The 17403-nt window shown below is 61.1% G+C and carries 18 protein-coding genes; 11 read left to right on the forward strand and 7 right to left on the reverse strand.

Annotated features, from left to right (window positions below):
- Positions 1-58: 58 nt before the first annotated feature.
- The gene (locus QWI18_RS06240) at positions 59-397 is read right to left on the reverse strand and encodes an amidase (protein ID WP_369318441.1); all 339 of its coding nucleotides are present in this window, start codon (positions 395-397) and stop codon (positions 59-61) included.
- Positions 394-1488, reverse strand: coding sequence for a serine hydrolase domain-containing protein (locus QWI18_RS06245; protein WP_369318442.1), 1095 nt, complete (start codon positions 1486-1488; stop codon positions 394-396). Before QWI18_RS06245 ends, QWI18_RS06240 begins: the two co-directional genes overlap by 4 nt.
- A 194-nt stretch (positions 1489-1682) precedes the next feature.
- On the opposite strand from QWI18_RS06245, the gene olsB reads away from it, so the two are divergent.
- Together olsB and QWI18_RS06255 are read left to right on the forward strand one after the other, a co-directional pair.
- On the forward strand, positions 1683-2438 hold the full coding sequence (olsB, locus tag QWI18_RS06250; protein WP_192132797.1) for an L-ornithine N(alpha)-acyltransferase: 756 nt from the start codon (positions 1683-1685) through the stop codon (positions 2436-2438).
- Positions 2438-3226, forward strand: coding sequence for a lysophospholipid acyltransferase family protein (locus QWI18_RS06255; protein WP_369318443.1), 789 nt, complete (start codon positions 2438-2440; stop codon positions 3224-3226). Before olsB ends, QWI18_RS06255 begins: the two co-directional genes overlap by 1 nt.
- Here the strand turns inward: QWI18_RS06255 and QWI18_RS06260 are convergent.
- Positions 3187-3783, reverse strand: coding sequence for an ACP phosphodiesterase (locus tag QWI18_RS06260; RefSeq protein ID WP_369318444.1), 597 nt, complete (start codon positions 3781-3783; stop codon positions 3187-3189). The genes QWI18_RS06255 and QWI18_RS06260 overlap by 40 nt on opposite strands.
- 278 nt (positions 3784-4061) lie before the next feature.
- Between QWI18_RS06260 and QWI18_RS06265 the strand changes: the two genes are divergently transcribed.
- Genes QWI18_RS06265 through QWI18_RS06275 form a run of 3 tightly spaced genes read left to right on the forward strand, consistent with a single transcriptional unit; the run spans position 4062 to position 6675 of the window.
- Entirely contained in the window at positions 4062-4370 is a 309-nt protein-coding gene (locus QWI18_RS06265; RefSeq protein ID WP_065992224.1) for a helix-turn-helix transcriptional regulator, read from the forward strand.
- Positions 4371-4400: 30 nt separating this feature from the next.
- Positions 4401-5567 carry an MFS transporter gene (locus QWI18_RS06270; RefSeq protein WP_192132790.1) on the forward strand — a complete coding sequence of 389 codons (1167 nt, stop codon included), beginning with the start codon at positions 4401-4403 and terminating at the stop codon, positions 5565-5567.
- A 58-nt stretch (positions 5568-5625) separates the two neighbouring features.
- Entirely contained in the window at positions 5626-6675 is a 1050-nt protein-coding gene (locus QWI18_RS06275) for an alkene reductase (RefSeq protein WP_369318445.1), read from the forward strand.
- A gap of 86 nt (positions 6676-6761) precedes the next feature.
- Here the strand turns inward: QWI18_RS06275 and QWI18_RS06280 are convergent, their stop codons facing one another.
- The 4 genes from QWI18_RS06280 to QWI18_RS06295 form a co-directional block, all read right to left on the reverse strand.
- On the reverse strand, positions 6762-7499 hold the full coding sequence (locus tag QWI18_RS06280) for a hypothetical protein (protein WP_369318446.1): 738 nt from the start codon (positions 7497-7499) through the stop codon (positions 6762-6764).
- A gap of 286 nt (positions 7500-7785) precedes the next feature.
- On the reverse strand, positions 7786-8637 hold the full coding sequence (locus QWI18_RS06285; protein ID WP_369318447.1) for an ATPase: 852 nt from the start codon (positions 8635-8637) through the stop codon (positions 7786-7788).
- 67 nt (positions 8638-8704) lie between these two features.
- A complete protein-coding gene (locus tag QWI18_RS06290; protein ID WP_369318448.1) occupies positions 8705-9703 on the reverse strand; it encodes an NAD-dependent epimerase/dehydratase family protein in 999 nt (332 codons plus the stop codon).
- 88 nt (positions 9704-9791) lie between these two features.
- Positions 9792-10691: a LysR family transcriptional regulator ArgP gene (locus QWI18_RS06295; protein ID WP_369318449.1), complete on the reverse strand. Its 900-nt coding sequence runs from the start codon at positions 10689-10691 to the stop codon at positions 9792-9794.
- A gap of 106 nt (positions 10692-10797) precedes the next feature.
- Here QWI18_RS06295 and QWI18_RS06300 point away from each other — a divergent pair, with 106 nt between their 5' ends.
- From QWI18_RS06300 to QWI18_RS06325, 6 genes are all read left to right on the forward strand, one after another.
- Entirely contained in the window at positions 10798-11196 is a 399-nt protein-coding gene (locus QWI18_RS06300; RefSeq protein ID WP_369318450.1) for an ACT domain-containing protein, read from the forward strand.
- A 36-nt stretch (positions 11197-11232) separates the two neighbouring features.
- Entirely contained in the window at positions 11233-11835 is a 603-nt protein-coding gene (locus QWI18_RS06305) for a LysE/ArgO family amino acid transporter (protein ID WP_192132776.1), read from the forward strand.
- A 202-nt stretch (positions 11836-12037) separates the two neighbouring features.
- On the forward strand, positions 12038-12634 hold the full coding sequence (locus tag QWI18_RS06310; RefSeq protein ID WP_065992213.1) for a superoxide dismutase: 597 nt from the start codon (positions 12038-12040) through the stop codon (positions 12632-12634).
- Positions 12635-12946: 312 nt separating this feature from the next.
- Positions 12947-14998 (forward strand): bifunctional diguanylate cyclase/phosphodiesterase, encoded by a 2052-nt coding sequence (locus QWI18_RS06315; protein ID WP_065992207.1) that lies wholly within the window; start codon positions 12947-12949, stop codon positions 14996-14998.
- Between the two features lie 215 nt (positions 14999-15213).
- Complete coding sequence (locus tag QWI18_RS06320; protein WP_369318451.1) at positions 15214-16569, forward strand: imelysin family protein; 1356 nt, start codon at positions 15214-15216, stop codon at positions 16567-16569.
- Between the two features lie 268 nt (positions 16570-16837).
- Complete coding sequence (locus QWI18_RS06325; protein ID WP_065992198.1) at positions 16838-17377, forward strand: AP2/ERF family transcription factor; 540 nt, start codon at positions 16838-16840, stop codon at positions 17375-17377.
- Positions 17378-17403 lie beyond the last annotated feature (26 nt).

Raw genomic sequence — 17403 nt, forward strand, 5'->3', positions numbered from 1 at the left:
CAGAGGGTGCGATGCGCAACCCTATCCGGCTGTCTGACCGCACGCAAACTTCAACGTTCTACGGCACCGGCGGCGACAAACGGCAGCCCTGGCGCGGGCCCTCCCACTGCGCTGCGCTCTCGCGGCCCAGCCCTGTCGCAGTGATGCGCTTGTTCAGCGCGTCTTCGTCGAGGGTGCTCGGCAGCCACTGCTTCACGTAGCGGCGGCAATAGTCTGCAGGGTTATCCATGACGAAGCGGCACGAGCAGTATTCCTTGGCGGTGTAGGCGCTGATGATGCTGGGGAATACCTGCAGCTGAACGCGCCAGTTCCAGATCAGGCCGGCAATGATCAGCAGCACCAATAGGCCGAGACTGCTGAACGGGCGGCGTCGGATAAATGCTTTGCGAGCGATCATTTGCCACCCTCCCCGGCCAAAGCGTTCAGCGCCAGCTTGAGCAACTGATTGTGGTCATAGCTGCCGTCGCGATCGTCGGCGTAGCGAACGATCACCAGTCCTGCGCTGGGGATCAGGTACAGCGCCTGCCCCCAATGGCCGAGTGCGGCGAAGGTGTCGGGAGGTGCGTCGGGCCACGGACCGAGGTTGCCGTCGGCGGTCTTGTTCAGCCACCAGTGACCGCCGGGGGCTTCATCGGCCGGGGTCGGGGTAAGGGATTTGAACGGCGTCAGGTTGAAATCAACCCAGGCCTCGGGCAGCAACTGGCGGTCTTGCCAGCGCCCGCCGCGTTCCATCAGCAGGCCGATGCGTGCAAGGTCACGGGCCGTCATGTACGCGTAGGACGACCCGACAAAAGTGCCGGTGGCGTCGCGCTCCCATGTGGCGCTGGTGATGCCCAGCGGGTCGAACAAGGCTGTCCAGGGGTAATCGGCGTAGGCGCGTTCACCCACCATGCCTTTCAGCGCAGCGGCGAGGACGGTGCTGTCGCCGCTGGAATAGCGGTATGAAGTGCCCGGCGCACTGGCGGTGCCGTGCTCAGCGATGTATCGCGCCATATCGCCCCGCCCTCGGGTATAGAGCATCGCGACGACCGACGAGTTGAGCGGCGCGTATTCATAATCTTCCTGCCAGTCGAGCCCCGAAGCCCAGTGCAGCAGGTCCTGAAGTTTGATATCGGGATGCGCGCTGAATGGCGGGTAGAACCTGGCGACGGGGTCTTCAAGCTTGAAACGGCCTTCACCAAACGCGACGCCCAGCACGCTCGCCAGAATGCTTTTGCTGATCGACCAGGTCAGGTGCGGGGTGTCTGCACGGGTCACGCCGCCATAGCGTTCATACACCACTTCGCCGTCGTGAATGATCAGCAGCGCGTCTGTGCGCACGCCCTTGCGTTCGACCTCGTCGCGGGTCGGGAAGGCGTAAGCATCGAGGGCAGTAATGGCAGCGTTTTGACTGAGCAGGCGCTCGGGCCAATCCGGCGTCGGCCAGGTTTCGGCTGCGGCTGAACAGCTGATGAGGAACAGTGCAAGGGTGAACAGCAGACGGGTCATGGAGGGGACTCGGGCTCGGATGCAGGCAACCTAGCAGGCAATGATGACAGCCCATTGAACGCAAACCCCTGTCACGCAACCATCACCAAAGCTTAATGGTCGTGACACGGCCCCTCCCTAGCCTGAATTCGTACAGCAATGCTCGAACAATCAGTCGACCCGCCTGGACGAAGGCGGGATTACGGAGACGCCGCATGACTCAGATCGCCAGCATTCGAGACACCCGAACCGAACGTCGCCTGCAGGCTGAACGCCTGGTCGGTGAGAAGGCCCTGCAGGAAGCACAGGCGTTGCGCTTCAGTGTGTTCAGTGGCGAATTCAACGCCAGGCTCAAGGGCGCCGAGCTGGGCCTGGATATCGATGATTACGACGTTCACTGCATGCACATCGGCGTGCGCGATCTGAGCAGCGGTCGTCTGGTCGCCACCACCCGCTTGCTGGACCACAAGGCCGCCAGCACCCTGGGCAAATTCTACAGCGAAGAAGAATTCAGCCTGCACGGCCTGCGGCATTTGCAGGGCCCAATCCTGGAGTTGGGCCGGACCTGCGTTGATCCGTCCTACCGCAACGGCGGCACCATCGCCGTGTTGTGGAGCGAACTGGCCGAGATCCTCAACGAAGGCGGCTACAGCTACCTGATGGGCTGCGCGAGCATTCCGATGCAGGACGGCGGCATTCAGGCCCACGCGATCATGCAACGCCTGCGCGAACGTTATCTGTGCAACGAACACCTGCGCGCCGAACCGAAGAATCCCCTGCCGACGCTGGACCTGCCCAACAACGTGATCTGCGAGATGCCGCCCCTGCTCAAGGCTTACATGCGCCTGGGCGCGAAGATCTGTGGCGAGCCGTGCTGGGACGAAGATTTCCAGGTCGCCGACGTCTTCATCCTGCTCAAGCGCGACGAGCTGTGCCCACGCTATGCTCGCCACTTCAAGGCAGCGGTGTGATGAGCACCTGGCGCAGTCATGCGCGCGTGGTGCGGGTGCTCTGGGTGATTGCGCTGGGCTTGAGCATCGCCGGCACCTTTGCCCTGATGGAACGCCTGCGCATCGGCAATTCCATGGCCCGTCGCCAGCGCTGGACCGCCTGGTTCATGGCGCGCCTGAGTGCCGCGCTGCCGTTTCGTGTGACCGTCAGCGGCAAGTTGCCGAGCGAGCCGATGTTGTGGGTGAGCAATCACGTGTCGTGGACTGACATCCCGCTGCTGGGCATGCTGGCGCCGCTGTCGTTCCTGTCCAAGGCCGAAGTGCGCACCTGGCCGGTGGCGGGCTGGCTGGCCTTGAAAGCCGGCACATTGTTCATTCGCCGGGGCTCGGGCGACAGCAAGCTGATTCAGAAGCAGATGGGCCAGCACTTGCTGGGCAGGCATTCGCTGGTGATCTTCCCCGAGGGTACCACCACCGACGGTCGCAGCTTGCGTACCTTCCACGGCCGCCTGCTGTCCAGCGCCATTGAAACCGGCGTGCCGGTACAGCCTGTTGCCATTCAATACGTGCGGGACGGCCAGCCGGATCAGATTGCGCCGTTCATTGGCGACGACGACCTGCTCTCGCACTTGCGTCGTCTGTTTGCCAATGAGGTGAGCGAGGTGCATATCCAGTTGCTCTCGCCAATCGCTTCCCAGGGGAAAGAACGCGCAGCGCTGGCGTTCGAAGCGCAGCAGGCGGTACAGGTCGCGCTGTTCGGTGAGGCGGTTCAACCGGTGATGGTACGTTCCGCCGCCAAGGCCGCCTGAGCAAACGCCTGAAGTTCAGGATAAAACGCGCTGAAATCGTCACTCAGTGGTCGGTACAGCGCGTGCAACTCTTGGTTGACCCCGGCCAGGCCTTCCGGCCGTGTCAGGCGACGCGAGATGCCAGCCAGCGCATCACCCACCACCGAAAATTCACGGTACGAACCCAGCCAGTCCTGCGCCGCCATGCGCGGCGCAATCAACGCGAGACGCTCTGGCAACGCGGGCTCATCGGCCAGCACGCGGTAAACCTTTCCGGTGAAGGTATCCAGCGGCTCGTCGGAATACAGGTGCCAGTCCCGCGCCAGGCAATGGTCGAAGAACACATCCAGCGCGATCCCTGCATAGCGACGACGGCCATCGGGAAAACGCCCCAGTGCCTGCTTGATAAGCGGGTGCGAATCAGTGAATGCATCGATTCGCCGGTGCAGACGAATCGCGCTTTCGATGTCTGCCGAGAAGCGCCCCGGCAGCAGGCCTTTTACGAAGTCGCCGTACAGGCTGCCCAGCAATTGGGCCGGCGTCTGCCCGCCGAGGTGCAGGTGTGCGAGGTAATTCATGGTTGTTGCCTATTGCTGCGAGCCTTTTTTCTGCGCCTGAGTCCGCCGAATGTGCGGGGACTCATGCGCAATGACGCTCGTACAGTCGCCACATTCCCTGCGCCTGTAAAGCGGGAATGCCCGTCAACGCTCTACCAACAGATCAGCCCAGCGCCATATCGTTATAACCCGATATAACGAACCAGCCCGTCCTAAGCACTTATTCATATTTGTATATCGCGATTTATAGATATAAGGTTCGCCCCATCGCGATACAGCGCACCTGCACTGAGCACGACATGCCTACTGACATCGATATCGACGAAATCATCAAAGCCCTCGCCCACCCGGTTCGCCGGCAGATTCTGGACTGGCTCAAAGACCCGGTTACGACTTTCCCCGATCAGCGTCACACCATTGATGGCGGTGTGTGTGCGGGGCAGATCGACCAGCGCGCCGGTCTGTCGCAGTCGACCGTTTCTGCCCATCTGGCCACATTGCAAAGGGCCGGTCTGATCACCAACCAGAAACACGGCCAGTGGCATTTTTTCAAGCGCAACGAAGACGTCATTCAGGCGTTCTTGCAGCAACTGACGCAGCGGCTCTGAGCCCTTCGCCCCACATCCAGGAGACGCAACGTGCCCCTTTCACTACTCATTCTGGCCCTGAGCGCCTTTGCCATCGGGACGACCGAATTCGTCATCATGGGCTTGCTTCCCGACGTCGCCAGCGATCTGGGCGTCAGCATTCCCGGTGCCGGCTGGCTGGTGACCGGCTACGCCCTAGGCGTTGCAATCGGCGCGCCGTTCATGGCGATGGCCACCGCCAAGCTCCCGCGCAAAGGCGCGTTGGTCACGTTGATGGGCGTCTTCATCATCGGCAATCTGCTCTGCGCGCTGGCGGCGGACTACAACATTCTGATGTTCGCCCGCGTGGTCACCGCGCTGTGCCATGGCGCGTTCTTCGGCATCGGGTCGGTGGTAGCGGCAAATCTGGTCCCGGCCAATCGTCGCGCTTCGGCCGTCGCGCTGATGTTCACCGGCCTGACCCTGGCCAACGTCCTCGGCGTCCCGTTGGGCACTGCACTGGGACAACAGGCCGGCTGGCGCTCGACCTTCTTCGCGGTGACGGTGATTGGCGTCATCGCCTTCATCGGCCTGATTCGCTTCCTGCCGAGCAAGCGCGATGAAGAGAAACTCGACATGCGCGCCGAGCTGGCCGCGCTCAAAGGCGTGGGCATCTGGCTGTCGCTGAGCATGACCGCGCTGTTCGCCGCCTCTGTGTTCGCCCTCTTCACCTACGTTGCGCCACTGTTGGGCGAAGTCACCGGCGTCTCGCCGCTGGGCGTGACCTGGACGCTGATGCTCATCGGCCTCGGCCTGACGCTGGGCAATATCATCGGCGGCAAACTCGCCGACCGCCGACTGGCCGCCACGCTAATCGGCGTGTTCATCGCCATGGCAGTGATCTCCACGGTGCTGAGCTGGACCAGCACGGCGCTGATCCCGGCTGAAATCACCCTGTTCCTCTGGGCCACCGCTGCGTTCGCCGCCGTGCCTGCCTTGCAGATCAACGTGGTGACCTTCGGCAAGGCCGCGCCCAATCTGGTGTCCACCCTGAACATCGGCGCCTTCAACGTGGGCAATGCGCTGGGCGCCTGGGTCGGCGGCAGCGTCATCGCCCATGGCTTCGGCCTGACCACCGTGCCTCTGGCTGCTGGCGTTCTGGCGGTGCTGGCGCTACTGGTTACGTTGATCAATTTCCGTCAGCGCAACGATGTCGAAATGGCCCCTTTGACCAACTGATTCCCCGAATTTGAAACCTGCGGATCCACCTTTTACCGACTGCACTAAGGATTTCACGATGACCACGATTTTTGACCCAATCAAGATGGGTGACCTGGAACTGACCAATCGCATCATCATGGCACCGCTGACCCGCTGCCGCGCCGACGAAGGCCGCGTGCCCAACGCGATGATGGCCGAGTATTACGTTCAGCGCGCCTCGGCTGGCCTGATCATCAGCGAAGCCACTTCGGTCATGCCCATGGGCGTTGGCTACCCCGACACCCCCGGCATCTGGTCCAACGATCAAGTTCGCGGCTGGGCCAACATCACCAAAGCCGTCCACGCCGCCGGTGGCAAGATCGTGCTGCAACTGTGGCACGTGGGTCGCGTTTCCCACCCGACTTACCTGAACGGCGAAACCCCGGTTGCGCCGAGCGCCATCCAGCCAAAAGGCCACGTGAGCCTGGTGCGTCCGCTGTCTGATTACGTCACCCCTCGCGCACTGGAACTGGCTGAAATCGAAGAGATCGTCGACGCCTACCGCGTCGGTGCCGAGAACGCCAAGGCCGCCGGCTTTGACGGCGTAGAAATCCACGGCGCCAACGGTTACCTGCTCGACCAGTTCCTGCAAACCAGCACCAACACCCGCACCGATGCCTACGGCGGCTCGCTGGAAAACCGCGCACGCCTGCTGCTGGAAGTGACCGACGCCGCCGTTGACGTCTGGGGCGCCGGCCATGTCGGCGTGCACCTGGCACCCCGCGCTGACGCGCACGACATGGGCGACGCCAACCTGGCAGAGACCTTCACCTACGTCGCCCGCGAATTGGGCAAACGCGGCATCGCGTTCATCTGCGCCCGCGAACGTGAACTCGACGACAGCCTGGGCCCACGCCTGAAAGAAGCGTTCGGCGGCGTGTTCATCGCCAACGAGAAATTCACCAAAGAAAGCGCCAACGCCTGGCTGGCGAGCGGCAAGGCGGATGCAGTGGCGTTTGGCGTGCCCTTCATCGCCAACCCGGACCTGCCGGCACGTCTGGCCAAGGATGCCCCGCTCAACGAACCTCATCCCGAAACCTTCTACGCCAAAGGCGCCGAAGGCTATGTGGATTACCCGACGCTGTAAGCTGCACCGTTCAAAAGTAATACATCGATAATAAAAAAGCCTCGACTCGAAAGAGCCGGGGCTTTTTTTACAGCAAACTTTTCAACTTACAGCTCTGGATAATCAGTAGCCAACACATTGCCTTCCGAATCCGTAACAGTGCCATCCGGGAATCGCCAGGTCCCGTCCGGATAACCAATAGTGCCGTCAGGATACAGATAACTGCCGTCGGTGTATTGATAGGTGCCGTTCGGAAACTTGATCGTCCCGTCTGCGTAAATAATGGTTCCGTCCAGATACTGGACGTTGCCATCCCCATCCGTAATGTAGTCGCCCCCGGCATCCGCCACGCGACCGTCCGGCAATTGTTTGTCTCCGCTCGGCAGTAAATACGTCCCCAATGGATACAGCAACGAGACGACACCGGTAATCGTATCAACGATCGACAGCACTTCAGCCAGACGAGGCGGGATCAGCGGCTTGGGCGGCAGCACCAACGACGCGGGTGGCTTGACCGGCCGCGTAGTGACTGGCTTGGGGGGACGCGGTTTAACCGCCAACTGCGGTGGTTTCACTGGCTTTATCGCAGGCGGTCGGATGACCGGCGGTTTAATTGAGGGCGGGGTTGTCACAGGTGGCTTGGTAACCGGTGGCTTTGTAACGGGTGGTTTGATAACCGGAGGCTTTGTAACCGGTGGCTTGGCGACCGGCGGCTTCGTCACGGGAGGTCTGGTGCCGGGTTTGATTCTGGGCGGCTTCGCAGCATTTCGGGCAAGGCCTGCACCGCTGACGATGCTTTTACCGATCGAGCGGCTTTGGCCGTGTTTAGTGTTGAATCCATTCATCTTAGTCATCCTTAACGGTTGTAACGAAACACCTCGCTGGAGTTGTATCGTTCTTCAAAAGAGCTTCGTCACTGAAGCTCCTCACTGAGTGTGCGATAACCAACAGCGTTATCGCGAGTCACTGGTTAGACCGTAATTCAAAAAAAGATAAACGCAACTCAAAACCCATATCAAATATCAAAATCGGAAATAGCCTACAGGACAGAGTTAAACATTCACGCCTCAACTTCACTCTGCGTCACCTCCCCCGACAACATCACAAATGGCGACGTCATCGGGGGCTGCTTCAAGGCCGAGCATTAATCTGTTGCGACAATGTCTGAATCTGACTCTGCAACGTGTTGATCGTCCGCGTCATCTGACCACGAAACGCATCAAACTCCGCCGTGCTGGCACCCGAAGAAGCAGCTACCGGACGATTCTCCAACTCACTCTTCACCACCACCATATCCTGCTCAAGCTGCTCGATCGCCTGACTGCCATTCGCCTTCTTCAGACTCGCCACGTCCGCGCTCAAGCCCTTCAACTGCGACTCCAGCCGCTCCTGCTCAGACTGCGCCGACTTGCCATCCGGCATCGCTGCCTTCAACGCTGCCAGCTCCGTGGTCACGGCCTTCACCTGATCCTGCAACTGCTGATTGACCGCCTGCTGCTGCGCACTCTGCGTACTGATCTGCTCCAGCCGCTTGTCCAGCCCGCCCTGCAAACCTGCCACGCCCTGCTGCTGCTTGCTCTGATCAGCCAACTGATCCTGCAACTGCTTGATCTGCGCCTTCAGCGCCTCGCTGCTGCTCGCCATCGACTCGGTGGCCACCACCTTGCCGGAAATATCCTGCAAGCGCCCCGCCGCCTCCTCACTGATCCGCGCGAAGCTTTCCTGCGTCGCCACCAACTGCTGCTCCATCAAAGAGACCTGCTGAAAACTCCACCAGCCCAGGCCGCAAAACGCGATAAACAGCACACAGATCAACGCCCACAACGCACCGGTACCGGGCGCCTTCACCTTCACCACCGGCGTGTCACGGGAATACACCGTCGTGCGCTCGCGGGCGCCCGGTGGCGGCAGAAAGTCATCGTCATCGTCTTTGGCGCTGAGGCTCGGGACGTCATCGACGTCGTCATAGGGATCTTTGCGCATGGATTTACCTTTGAAAAAACCGCTGAATCTGAATGGCTCGCAGTATAACCACGGATGTTGAAGCCTTTTACAACGCGCCGCCGTGCTGGGCTTTCCACCAGCCGCAGAACTCGTCGAGGGCGGTCCACACGCTGACGTCGGGCTGGTAATCCAGATAATGCCTGGCGCGATTGATATCAAGCGTGAAATCCCGGCTCATCACCTGTATCCCGATGCGCGACAGCGTCGGTTCAGGTTGCCCCGGCCAGATCAGGCACGCCGCCTCGTTCATGGCCGCCGCGGTGTACGCCAGGCCGTAAGACCGATAACGCCTGACCGGTGGCAATTCCATCTGGCGCATGACGTAATTGACCACGTCCCAGAGCGGCACCGGCGCGCCATTACTGATGTTGTAGGCCTTGCCCAGCGCCGAACCCGCCGCCAGCAAGCTGCTGAGCAGCGCTTCATTGAGGTTCTGGATGCTGGTGAAATCCACCTTGTTCAAGCCATTGCCGATGATCGACAGCCGCTTCTTCTGCTGCATCTGCAGCAGTCGCGGGAAAATGCTCGTGTCACCTGCGCCCGTCACAAAACGAGGACGCAGGGCGATGACTTCCAGACCGAACTCTTCAGCACCAAATACTTTTTGCTCGGCCAGGTATTTGGTCGCGGCGTAGTGATTGCCGAAGCGCTTGGGCACTTGCTCCTCACGGATATCGAGGTGCGATCGGCCATCGAAATAGATCGAGGGCGAGGACAGATGCACCAACCGCCGGACTCTCTGTTTCAGGCAGGCTTCAACGACGTTTACGGTGACTTGAACGTTGCCCTGATGGAAGTCCTGGCGTCGTCCCCATGTGCCCACCGCACCCGCGCAATGGACCACGGCTTCGACGTCGTCACACAGCGCATGAACGAGTTCCGGATCGGAAAGATCGCCCTGGATGAACTCGGCCCCGCGCCGCACCAGATGCTCGACACCCTCCGCACGACGGCCGTTGACCCGGACGCTCAAGCCTTGCTCCAGCGCGAAACGCGCGAAGCGTCCGCCAATGAAGCCGCCTGCGCCGGTGACCAGAATTTTCATTGCCTGCTCCGTTTAATCATCTTTTGCCTGTGATCGCCGCGGCCGTTCTGCGACCGATCCTACAATCTGCTGCGTCGACTACTGACGTTCACTCAGGCTGCAACGGCACCAGCCATTGCCCCGCTTTTTTCGCCAGATGGTCCGTCAGCTCCGTCAGCAAGCGACCGCCATTGCGCCAATGATGCCAGTACAACGGCACATCAATGCAGTGATCGGCCAGCAACTCGACCAGTTGACCGCTCGCCAATTGCCCGCGGACCTGCAATTCCGGCACCAGTCCCCAGCCCATTCCGGCTTCGACCATGCGCATGAAGCCTTCGGACGAGGGACACAAATGATGCTCGAAACCGCCTTCAACGCCCAGCGAAGCGAGGTAGCGGTGCTGCAGGAAATCATCCGGGCCGAACACCAGCGCGGGCGATCGGGCGACCGCTTGCGGCGTCACGCCCTGCGGGAAATGCCGATCGATGAAGTCAGGGCTGGCCAGCGCCCGGTAGCGCATGGCGCCGAGCAACACACTTCGCGCCCCCGCCACCGGCCGTTCACTGCCGCACAGACACGCGGCCACTTCACCGGCGCGCATGCGTTTGAGGCCGACATCCTGATCCTCAACCACGAGATCAGTGAGCAATCGATGCTCGGCACAGAAGTCGCCGACCGCGAGGGCCCACCAGGTCGCCAGGCTGTCGGCGTTCAGTGCGATGCGCAGGCGCTCGGGCATGCCGCCTTCGTCCAGCGCGGGCACAACGCTTTGCAGATCCCGCTCCAGCAAACGCACCTGCTGGACATGGTTGAGCAAGCGCCGGCCGATGTCTGTCGGAGTGGGCGGCGTCGCCCGGACCAGTACTGGCTGGCCGACCCGCGCTTCCAGCAGCTTGATGCGCTGGGACACCGCCGACTGCGAAAGGCCAAGCACCTGCGCAGCACGCTCGAAGCCGGCTTGCTCGATCACCGCTGCCAGCGCGGAAAGCAACTTGTAGTCGAACATCAGTTTCTCTAATGGGTGATGAGCTTTATTGGTTTTTCTTATACTCGCTCTCGACTGACAATCGCCACCACTGACTGATGCCCACCTCAACAAACGGCGAATATCAATGACTGGCGAAACCTCCCTCAGCGCGTTGCTGCGCAGCATGGACCCCGAACTGAACGAAGGTGATTACGTGTTCTGCACCGTGGCTGACAGCAGCCACGTGCAAGGTGTCGAGGTGATCGGCAGCTTCAGGGAGCGTGAAGGCCTGACCGTCATACTTGAACGCAGCCAGGCGCAGCACCTGGGCCTGGCCAGCAATTACGTCATGGCCTGGATTACCCTGACCGTACATTCCTCACTCGCGGCCGTCGGGCTGACCGCCGCGTTCGCCAGCGCACTGGGGCAGGCGGGCATCAGTTGCAACGTGGTCGCGGGCTTTTACCACGACCATCTTTTCGTGGGTAAGGACGACGCGCTGGAGGCCATGAGCACCTTGCGCGCACTGGCGACGAGCGCCTGATCCCGTCCATCCCTGAACTGATCGAGGCCCGACATCATGTGGCAAAGCTACCTCAATGGCCTGTTGGTTTCCCTCGGGCTGATCATGGCCATCGGCACCCAGAACGCTTACGTGCTGGCGCAAAGTCTGCGTCGCGAACACCACCTGTCCGTGGCCTTGCTGTGCATCGTGTGCGACGCCCTGTTGGTGGCCGCCGGCGTGTTCGGGCTGGCCAATGTGCTGGCCCACAACCCGACGCTTCTGGCGGTGGCGCGCTGGGGCGGAGTGGTGTTTCTGCTGTGGTACGGCGCCATGGCTTTGCGCCGCGCGTTGTCGCCGCAGAGCCTCGCCAACGGCGACACCCACGGCCAGCGCTCTCGCCGCGCGGTATTGCTGACCGCCCTGGCGGTGACCTTGCTGAACCCGCACGTTTATCTCGATACGGTCCTGCTGATCGGCTCCCTCGGCGCGCAGCAAGCAGTGCCCGGCGCTTATGTGGCCGGGGCAGCCAGCGCTTCGGTGTTGTGGTTTTCAACGCTGGCGATCGGCGCCGCCTGGCTGGCGCCCTGGCTCGCGCGCCCGGCCACATGGCGCCTGCTGGACCTGATGGTCGCGGTGATGATGTTCAGCGTGGCGGTGCAATTGGTCAGGACGGCGTGAAAACCCAAGCCTGCCACTGCGCTTTCAGCGCAATGCTCTGGAACCTCTATCCCACACTGTTGTTGCGTGGTTAAGGTCCGGGGCCGGTGCTATGATCCAGCCCCTGCGCTGCAAAGAGTACAAACTCGCCAGCGTAAGTTCTGTCTGGCCGCCCGTGATCGGCCTTGCGCAAACCGCAACTGACCTGATTAGGAGAATTACCATGGCTTTTGAATTGCCTCCGCTGCCGTACGCACATGATGCTCTGGCACCGCACATCTCCAAGGAAACTCTGGAATACCACCACGACAAGCACCACAACACCTACGTCGTGAACCTGAACAACCTGGTGCCAGGCACCGAGTTCGAAGGCAAGACTCTGGAAGAAATCGTCAAGACGTCCTCGGGCGGTATCTTCAACAACGCCGCTCAAGTCTGGAACCACACGTTCTACTGGAACTGCCTGGCGCCAAACGCCGGCGGCCAACCGACCGGCGCTCTGGCTGATGCAATCAACGCTGCGTTCGGTTCCTTCGACAAGTTCAAGGAAGAATTCAGCAAGACCTCCATCGGCACCTTCGGCTCCGGCTGGGGCTGGCTGGTGAAGAAAGCTGACGGTTCCCTGGCACTGGCCAGCACCATCGGCGCCGGCAACCCGATCACCAGCGGCGACACCCCGCTGCTGACCTGCGACGTCTGGGAGCACGCTTACTACATCGACTACCGTAACCTGCGTCCAAAGTACGTCGAGGCGTTCTGGAACCTGGTCAACTGGAAGTTCGTTGCCGAGCAGTTCGAAGGCAAAAGCTTCACCGCCTGATGAATGCTTGAATGCTCGAATAAAAAAAAGCCCGGCACGTCCGGGTTTTTTTTTCGCCTTCTGTTTGTCGTTTATGTATTGTCTGGAAGCGATAGCCGACTAATATCAAATTTCGTGCTGATTCAAACGGCTGGGCTCAAGTTCTTCCCGCGGACGACCGACACAGTACGGTTAGCCTGAGTGGTCTGCCTGTTAAGTGTTTTCCCGATTGATGGGGTCAGGCGCAAGCCAGACGCGTCTGATCCGAATGCCTGCATTGCCCGTGCGTGCACACAGTCAGACCGCTATCAGCATGGATGAAGGAATGGCCATTTGAAGCTGGAACTCAAACACAGCTTGTCGGTGAAGCTGCTTCGCGTTGTGCTGCTTTCAGCGCTGATCGTGGGGGTCGTGCTCAGTTGCGCACAGATCGTCTACGACGCATACAAAACCCGCCAGGCCGTTGCTTCGGACGCAGCGCGTATCCTCGACATGTTTCGCGACCCGTCGACACAGGCCGTCTACAGCCTGGACCGGGAAATGGGCATGCAGGTCATCGAAGGGTTGTTTCAGGACGAAGCGGTGCGACTGGCGTCCATTGGTCATCCCAACGAGACGGTGCTCGCCGAGAAATCCCGCGCCCTCGAAGTCACCCCTACCCGCTGGCTGACCGATCTGATCCTTGGCCAGGAACGCAGCTTTACTACGCAACTGGTCGGCCGCAGCCCGTACAGCGAATACTACGGCGACCTGCGCATCACACTGGACACTGCCACCTACGGCGAAACCTTCCTCACCAACTCGATGATCATCTTCATCTCCGGCGTGTTGCGCGCGCTGGCGTTGGGTCTGGTGTTGTACCTGGTGTACCACTGGCTGCTGACCAAACCGCTGTCGAGAATCATCGAGCACCTGACCACCATCAACCCCGACCGCCCCAGCGAACACCAACTGCCCCTGCTCAAAGGCCACGAAAAAAACGAGCTGGGGATCTGGGTCAACACCGCCAACCAACTGCTGGCGTCCATCGAGCGCAACACCACCCTGCGCCACGAGGCTGAATCCAGCCTGTTGCGGATGTCCCAATACGACTTCCTCACCGGGCTGCCCAACCGGCTGCAACTGCAGAAGCAACTGGACAAAATCCTCGTCGACGCCGGCAAGGTGCAGCATCGGGTTGCGGTGTTATGCGTCGGGCTGGATGACTTCAAAGGCATCAACGAACAATTCAGCTATCAGGCCGGCGATCAGTTGCTGCTGGCCCTCGCCGATCGATTGCGCGGCCACAGCGGACGTCTCGGCGCCCTCGCCCGCCTGGGCGGCGACCAGTTCGCGCTGGTCCAGGCCGATATCGAACAGCCTTATGAAGCCGCCGAGTTGGCGCAGAACATCCTCGACGATCTGGAGGCGCCCTTCGCTGTTGATCAGCAAGAGATTCGCTTGCGCGCCACCATCGGCATCACGCTGTTCCCCGAAGATGGCGACAGCACCGAGAAGCTGCTGCAGAAAGCCGAGCAGACCATGACACTGGCCAAGACCCGCTCGCGCAATCGCTACCAGTTTTATATCGCCAGCGTCGACAGCGAGATGCGCCGTCGACGTGAGCTGGAGAAGGACCTGCGCGAAGCCATGGCCCGCGAGCAGTTTCACCTGGTCTATCAGCCGCAGATCAGCTACCGCGACCACAGTGTGGTCGGCGTCGAAGCACTGATCCGCTGGATTCACCCGGAACACGGCTTCGTGCCCCCTGACCTGTTCATCCCGTTGGCCGAGCAGAACGGCACCATTATCGCCATCGGCGAGTGGGTGCTGGATCAGGCCTGCAAACAGCTGCGCGAATGGCACGATCAGGGCTTCAGCGACCTGCGCATGGCGGTGAACCTGTCCACCGTGCAGCTGCACCACGCCGAATTGCCGCGGGTGGTGAACAACCTGCTGCAGATCTACCGCTTGCCGCCCCGCAGTCTGGAGCTTGAAGTCACCGAAACCGGCCTGATGGAAGACATCACCACCGCCGCCCAGCACCTGTTGAGCCTGCGCCGCTCCGGGGCGTTGATCGCCATTGATGACTTCGGCACCGGTTATTCATCGCTGAGTTATCTAAAAAGCCTGCCGCTGGACAAGATCAAGATCGACAAGAGCTTCGTGCAGGACCTGCTTGACGACGATGACGACGCAACCATCGTGCGCGCCATCATCCAGCTCGGCAAAAGCCTGGGCATGCAGGTGATTGCCGAGGGCGTGGAAACCGCCGAGCAAGAGGCGTACATCATTTCCGAGGGTTGCCACGAAGGTCAGGGCTATTTTTACAGCAAGCCACTGCCGGCGCGGGAACTGCTGGTTTACCTCAAGCAAGCCCAGCGCACTCACAGCGAGGCGCTGTAGCACGCCTGCCTTGCGACGAGGAGGCAGCAGTTGCGCGGATTCCCCCTCGCCATTGCAACGCGGCACCTTATCCCTTCCTTGAAACAGCTTGAAATATCTCCCTCAGACAGCCTGGGCAAATGGCCTTTACACCGAATGCAAATCTTTCGCATTATGGCGCAGCATTTTTTGGCGTTCGCCACCGTTTACACCTCTTCTCGATGCAGGATTCCGTCATGATTCGTATGCCCCTGGCAACCGCAAGTCTGCTGGCTGTCGCTATTGCTCTGGCCGGTTGTGATCAAGGCAAGGACAAACCCGCCGCTGCAGCGCCTGCCCCGGCACCTGCCGCAGCCGCCGCCCCAGCCACAGCGCCGACCCCCGCCGCTGCACCGACCCAGTCCAGCGAAGCCGCCACCAAAGCAGTGGTCGCCAACTACGCCAACATGGTATTTGCCGTCTTCAGCGACGCCGAATCCACTGCCAAAACCCTCAGCACGGCAGTCGACGCTTTCCTCGCCACCCCCAATGACCAGACCCTGAAAGCAGCGCGTGCAGCGTGGGTCGCGGCGCGGGTGCCTTACATGCAAAGCGAAGTGTTCCGCTTCGGCAACACCATCATCGACGACTGGGAAGGTCAGGTGAACGCATGGCCGCTGGACGAAGGCTTGATCGACTACGTCGCCAAGGATTACCAGCACGCACTGGGCAACCCGGGCGCGACTGCCAACATCATCGCCAACACGTCCGTGCAAGTGGGTGAGGACAAAGTCGACGTCAGCGAAATCACCCCTGAAAAACTCGCCAGCCTGAACGAGCTCGGCGGTTCGGAAGCCAACGTGGCGACCGGTTACCACGCCATCGAATTCCTGCTCTGGGGCCAGGACCTGCACGGCACCGGCCCGGGCGCCGGCGAGCGTCCGGCCAGCGACTACATCGAAGGTCAGGGCGCCACCGGCGGCCACAACGACCGCCGTCGCGCCTACCTGAAAGCCGTCACCGACCTGCTGGTGAGCGACCTCGAAGAAATGGTCAATAACTGGAAACCGGGCGTCGCCGACAACTACCGCGCCACTCTGGAAGCAGAATCCGCCGAAAGCGGGCTGCGCAAAATGCTCTTCGGCATGGGCAGCCTGTCGCTGGGTGAACTGGCAGGCGAACGCATGAAAGTCGCGCTGGAGGCCAATTCCAGCGAGGACGAGCACGATTGCTTCAGCGACAACACCCACAACTCGCACTTCTACAACGGTCTGGGCATCCGCAACGTTTACCTTGGCGAATACACCCGCGTCGACGGCAGCAAAGTGACTGGCCCAAGCCTGTCTTCGCTGGTGGCCAAGGCCGACGCTGCGACCGACCAGACCGTTCGTGCCGACCTCGACGCGACTCAGGCAAAGCTGCAGGTCATCGTCGACCACGCCAACAAGGGCGAGCATTTCGACCAGCTCATCGCGGCCGGCAATACAGCAGGCAACGAAGTGGTGCGCAACGCCATTGCTGCGTTGGTCAAACAGACCGGGGCCATTGAGCAAGCGGCCGGCAAGCTGGGCATCACCGACCTGAACCCGGACAACGCCGACCACGAGTTCTGATCCCCATCACGTCCGCTTCAAACCCTGTGGGGCCACGCCTTCTGGAGTGAAGCCGGTCCAGCTGCAAACAAATGCCGACCCGACCACGGGCCGGCATTTTTTTCGTCAATCGAAGCTCCAAACCTCACCAAAACCGGCCTTATCCGGGGACCGGTCTGTAAGCTTTGTAGGGCATTTCCTGTTCGCTCCTTGTCGGATTGAACACGCCTCCCCCGCCGCCGATCATGCGCACTTCCTTGACCCCACCCTATCCAGGAGGAGACAGAAAGTGCCCAAGAGAAACAATAAAAGGCGCCGCGTCAGTAAGCTCAAAGCCAACGATTACGGTATCCACCTGCTGGTCGGCGTCAAGGGCCCGCGTGCCTGGAAGGTGACGATCTACCGCGATGGCAGGACCTTCAACCGGCTCTTCTCATTCTCCCGCTACGGGGGCCGTGACCCGGCACGCCAAGCCGCCGACGCGTGCCGTGACCAGTTGCTGCTGGCGCACCTGCCCAAGCTCAGCCGCGACATCCGTCAACGCATCATCGCCACCAACACCAGCGGCTATCCGGGGGTGCATTACCGCTGCTACACCGGCATTGCCTATTGGGTGGCGCGGACCACGCTACGCAACGGCAGCAGTGTCACCAAGTCGTTCAGGGTCGAGCATTACGGCTACGAGCGGGCCAAGGAGCTGGCGATCCGCGAACGCGAACGGCAGCTCGACGGCATTGGCGATTATCGGTCATTCAAGGTGGTCGAGGGCGAACGGCGCCTGATGCAGCTGCTCGTGGAAAACCCGGCCCTGGAGATCGCCGGAGCGTGAGCTTTACCGACCCGTTGCCTGCGGAT

This window comes from Pseudomonas sp. W2Oct36 (genome assembly GCF_041060465.1).
In the GTDB taxonomy this organism is placed as follows: Bacteria; Pseudomonadota; Gammaproteobacteria; order Pseudomonadales; family Pseudomonadaceae; genus Aquipseudomonas; species Aquipseudomonas graminis_B.